This window comes from Arthrobacter globiformis (assembly GCF_003261175.1).
GTDB lineage: Bacteria > Actinomycetota > Actinomycetes > Actinomycetales > Micrococcaceae > Arthrobacter > Arthrobacter globiformis_A.
Map to the genome: position 1 here is coordinate 1 of NZ_QLNP01000101.1, position 5,016 is coordinate 5,016.

General features: G+C 63.6%; 3 protein-coding genes. All 3 read right to left on the bottom strand.

The features are described from left to right. Positions 1-133: 133 nt before the first annotated feature. The 3 genes from istB to DBZ45_RS23705 all read right to left on the bottom strand — a co-directional run bounded on the left by istB (position 134) and on the right by DBZ45_RS23705 (position 3,450). The gene (istB, locus tag DBZ45_RS19405; RefSeq protein ID WP_111902704.1) at positions 134-922 is read right to left on the bottom strand and encodes an IS21-like element helper ATPase IstB; all 789 of its coding nucleotides are present in this window, start codon (positions 920-922) and stop codon (positions 134-136) included. Continuing rightward, entirely contained in the window at positions 919-2,445 is a 1,527-nt protein-coding gene (gene istA, locus DBZ45_RS19410) for an IS21 family transposase (RefSeq protein WP_190243005.1), read from the bottom strand. The genes istB and istA overlap by 4 nt, the downstream gene beginning before the upstream one ends. Before the next feature lie 627 nt (positions 2,446-3,072). Continuing rightward, a complete protein-coding gene (locus tag DBZ45_RS23705) occupies positions 3,073-3,450 on the bottom strand; it encodes an Imm8 family immunity protein (protein WP_111905474.1) in 378 nt (125 codons plus the stop codon). Positions 3,451-5,016: the final 1,566 nt, after the last annotated feature.

The window sequence follows — 5,016 nt, forward strand, 5'->3', positions numbered from 1 at the left end:
TGTCAATGGCCAGTAGTTTGTGCCCACGGGCGGCCAGTTAATGTGCCCGCTGGTGGCCAGTAAAACTGCCCGGTGATGGCCAACAGATCTGCCCACTGAAGGTTTCGGCGGGGTTGGCCATCGTGGGGTCGTGTCAGTTCAGTTGGGTGACTCCTTTTCCCGCGAGGGCCTGGGTGAGGCGGATGGAATCGCCGCTGGTCTGGCAGACATGGGCGTGGTGCAGCAGCCGGTCCACGGTGGCGGTGGCCAGGGTTTTGGGCATGAGCTCGTCAAAGCCTGCCGGGTGAAGGTTCGATGAGATCGCGACGGAGCGCTTTTCGTAGGCTGCGTCCACGACCCGGTAGAGGCCTTCGGCGGCGTCGGTGGCCACCGGCAGGAGCCCGATGTCATCGATCACGACGAGTTCGGCGCGTAGGATTCTGGCGACGGCCCGGGTGACGCTGTCGTCGGTGCGGTGGGCCCGGATCAGGGCGCCGAGGTCCTCGAGCCTGAACCAGGCCACGCGCATGCCGGCTTCGACGGCTTGCTGGCCGAGGGCTTCGAGGAAGAATGTTTTCCCCGTGCCGGACGGTCCGCAGACGACCAGGTTCTCCCGCCGGCCGATCCATTCCAGGGTGCGCAGGGCCTGCTGGGTCGGCGCGGGGATCGAGGAGACGGCGGGGTCCCAGGCGTCGAAGGTTTTCCCCGTGGGGAAGCCTGCTGCCTTGCGCCGGGTGGCGAGCATGGACCGGGCCCGGCCGGCTGTTTCCTCGGTGAACAGTGCCTTGATGATCTCTGCCGGTTCCCAGCGCTGGGCGCGTGCGGTCGCAATCAGCTCCGGGGCCAAAGCCCGGGCGTGGGGCATTTTGAGCTGCCGCATCAGTGCTTCGAGTTCGGCCGGCAGGGGCGGGGCGGTCGTGTTCGTGGTGCTGACAGGGCTCATCGGTTCTGCTCCTTCACAGGGGCGGGTTCAGTGCCCAGGCCGGCCCATGCACTGGTGCCCTGGGTCAGGGACCGGGTCTCGTCCGCGGCGTGGGTAGTGGTGCGTCGGATGTTGGCGTTCAGGATCGAGGCCAGATCGCCGTGAGCGAAGCGGCCATGAAGCGCGGCGTCACCCAGGGCCCGGTCCACCGCCTCGGCGCCGGCGATTTTGGCCAGCGTCACGGCCTCAGCCATTTTCACGTTCATCCGGGCCGTCCCGGTCCCGGCGGCTTCCACGAGCCAGGTCCTCGCGCCCTCGCCGATGGCAAGGAACTCGGCCTCACCGGCGTTGCGGGCCTTCACTGCGTAGTCGCCCGGGATCCTGGTCCTGGTTCCGGGAAAGTGCTCTTCGATGATCGCGGGGCTGCCGGGCCTGGCCCGGTGATGACGGGCGACCTCGACCGGACCGGCGGAGCCGTGGTGGACGATGATGACCTGTTCATCGGGCCCGGTGCCGTGGGAGCGGACGAACACCCTCGCGCCGAGCAGATGCGCGGGCACGGAGTACTGGGCGTTCTCGAAGGTGACCATCGGGGTGTTCTCCGGGACGGTGCGGGCCACTCCGAACGCGACCGTGTGCGCGGTCTCCGGGATCCGGTGCAGCCGGAGCTGTTCCTCTGCCAGCACCGCTGCCGGTTTGCGCCGGATGGTGCGGTGCTCCCGGTTGTTCACCTCGTCCATGAATGCCTCGCAGGCCGCCTCGAGAGCGGTGAAGGAACCGTAGTCCGCCCGCAGGTTGGTCTCTTTTGGGACGATATCGGCCTTGGCTAGCTTCACGGACGCTTCGACCCCGCCCTTGGTGGCGGGGTCCGCCGGCTGGCAGGTCAGCACTGTGACCCCGTAGTGGCGGGCGAAGTCCAGGGTTTGCTGGTTCCGCACCGGCACCCCGGCCACGTGGGCCGTGGTCACAGTTTTCTCGTTGTCCGTGAGGACATAGGTCGGTGCCCCGCCCAGGATCCGGAAGCAGCGGTCCAGAGCGGCGAACACGCTCGGCGCGGTCCGGTCCCGCAACGGGATCACGATCCTGAACCTCGAGAACGCCAGCCAGGCCACGAACAGGATGGTCTTCACCCCGCCGATCCGTGGTCCGTCGCCGAAGTCGTACTGCAGCCACATCCCGGGCTCGGTGATCCACGGTCGGTGAACGCGGGTGTGTCCCAGCCGCCACGCGGCCTTGACCTGCGCGATCGCCCGGCGGGTGGATCGCTCGGACCCCGCGTAACCCATGGCGAGGAGCTTCGCGTGGGCTTTATCGGCACGGATCCGTCCTTTGGACGCCTCGACCCATTCCTCGATCTTGGGCAGGTAAGTGTCCGTGACCCGGGGCCTGGGCGCGGGTTCGGCGATCGGCCGGCCGGCGTCCCGTGCCGCTACATGCCTGGCTACAGTGTGGTGCGAACAGCCCGTGAGCTCGGCCGTGGCGCGCAACGATCCGGTCAGATCGTAGGCAGCAAGAATTTCCATGATTTCTCCGTCATGCTTCATACAGGGCCTCTTCCTGGGACGACATTTGGTGCGACTAGACACCGTCATCAAATCCCGGGGAGAGGCCCCCACCGCTTAAGACGCGGCAGGTTCAGTAAGGAAGTGGGCAGATCTCATGGCCACCAACGGGCAGTTCTACTGGCCGTCAGTGGGCATTTCCGTGGCCGCCTACGGGCAGTTTTTCATGGCCGCTAACAAACCTATCCCGGTTGAGGTTCCTGCAGGAATGCCGAGTCGGACGGCCCCTCGTTTGCAGGGCGTTCCGTTCTACATGAACCACGGTTAGATTTGCACCATGGTGAGTGCATCTGAGGGTCCGCTGCTAAGAAAGTTCAAATTCATCGGGATAGCCGGCATCTTTGCACTCACGCTCGCTGGTGCGCTGATTGCCGGAGCCACAGGCTGGTCCCCCTGGGTCGCATACGGTGTTCCGCTGCTTATCTTGATTTTGGCAACCCTCCCACTACTTTCCGCGGCTCGACGCCAGCAAGCAGAAATGCGCAGCGCGCCCTCGGGGCCTAATGAAGAGCCCTAATAATCGTTCCCGAGGGGAGCCATGGACTAGACCTGGCGAACTGTGCCGTGAAGGGTTACGAAATCGGGCGGCGTGCGCCTTGGCGTGGCTCCTTATGCTGGGGGCGCTCCCCAGGGATCAGGTGACCAATATGCGCCCGTCATGTTGAACTCGGACCGCCCGAATCGTCCTAGTGAATGCTCAAGTTCCTCCCATGAATCGGCGGATACTTGAGCAACTGCGGACCGCAGAAAAGACTCCACACTCTGTCGGTCAAACCTCGCTACGACAACTTGTCCATGCCCGGCAATGCAGGGGTGCGAGTTCAGGCGCCGCGTTAGTTCCTCTATCGTCGTCACCGCTACCTCGTACCTCAGCACTGCACAGTGCCCTGGCGACGTCACATACATCTCCAAGAGAGTCGGGAAGTCAGGGGCGGTCGTATCGTCCTCGACGTCTGTCCACTGAAAATGCTTTACCTCCGCGAACATGCTTTTCCTGTCTAGATTAGGTCGATATTCGGATGCTATCGGACAGAGAGCAGCCTCCGTGAAAGTCCGACCGCGGAACCCGTATAGTCCTGTAGGAAAATGGACTAGACCTAGCGGGCTGTGCCGTGAAGGGTTCCCAGGCCGGGATCACAAGGACTCAACCTCGCCCAGGGCGGAACATGAGGTACGCCAATCGGATTGTGTTCCCTGCAAGGGCAGCGGCAGCGACGCCCCAAAAAATCACGGCCTGTATCGCACTGCTTTCGGTGTAGGGATCAAGCCTTAAGGTCGAACGGAGAACGTCTGCGTTGTGCCCGGCCAGCCACAAGGCGGGCTCTACAGCCAACCAGCCTGCTACTGCAGCAGCCACACTCCAGCCAAGAAGATGGAGGACCGCGAGCCAACCATCCCGAAACAAATTCCTTCGGCCGGCGCGCTTCGCGGGCCCGTTCCGGTCTCGCCGGCGTCGGTACGTGGGAGGGTCGTAACTGCGGTCCTCTCCTGACGCGGCAGATTCAGGCCGCTCTGCAGGTGGCCCAACAAGCTGCTCTCGTAGCCGGGCCAGCGTTCGCGCATTATGCTCGCGGACGATTCCTGCGAGGCCGCCAGCGAGATCGGTAAATGCGATCAGCGGGGACACACGTACATTGCCAGCTGGGGCTATCCAGACCAGCTGACCCAACGCGGTTATGTCCACAACACTCTCGCGGGCGATCTTCCTATCGCGGAACAAACCCTTTATGTGGACCTGAGTAGATGTGACACGGACCCCGAGCCTCCAGCTTCGCCAGCTAAACCAGAGCACAACCAAACCGATGCAACTCCAGAAGACCAACTCCTCGGACACGGCGCCGGATGGTGTCGACAAGGGAACTAAGCCCTCGGAAATCACAACGCCGAGGGACACCAGAAAAAAGGCAAACATGGCAACGCGGGAGACCAACAGCTGATGAAAGCTGGCTTCATCTCCCATAGACCGCGTTCCCTTCCGGCCGCCATTACCTGCGGTTATCGAGCTTAGCGGCAGCTCCAATGTTTCCAGTTTCAAAGGTTCAGTCGCCGGATACGAAACCAAACATGGACTAGACCTAACGAACTGAGCCGTGAAGGGTTTCGCAAGAGGGACGGCACTACCGCCCGGCAGGAGCAGCAACAAGATCAGGTGGCGTCGCTCAGGCACGCCGGCCGACGCCCTGACTGTCCACGACATCGGGACCGACGACGGAGCTGGGGGCCGCTGGTGTGGGGGGACACCAGACGACTGTCCGCCGCAGGCCGCCTACAAGTTTACTCCTCGGTAATCGCACCACTCGCGGGCAAATGCCTTACAGCAGGCCGACCAGGGTGAGGCCTGTGGCTGCTGCGCCGACCGCTGCGGCGGCCGTGCCGATGCTGTTTGCCAAGGCCACAGTGTCTCAAAACCTCTTTGTCGCTAAACGCGGCGAGTTCAGGCGGTGAGTGCAACACCCTGAATTCTGTGGGGTGTCGTCGATGGGCAGACCTTGGTCGCCGTTGAGGGTTCGTTTAGCGTTCTGGGAGGGGCTGGATGCCGGGCTGTCGGTAGCG

Coding starts and splice junctions, on each gene's coding strand:
- istB (WP_111902704.1), bottom strand. CDS start 922: ATGAGCCCTGTCAGCACCACGAACACGACCGCCCCGCCCCTGCCGGCC.
- DBZ45_RS23705 (WP_111905474.1), bottom strand. CDS start 3,450: ATGTTCGCGGAGGTAAAGCATTTTCAGTGGACAGACGTCGAGGACGAT.
- istA (WP_190243005.1), bottom strand. CDS start 2,445: ATGAAGCATGACGGAGAAATCATGGAAATTCTTGCTGCCTACGATCTG.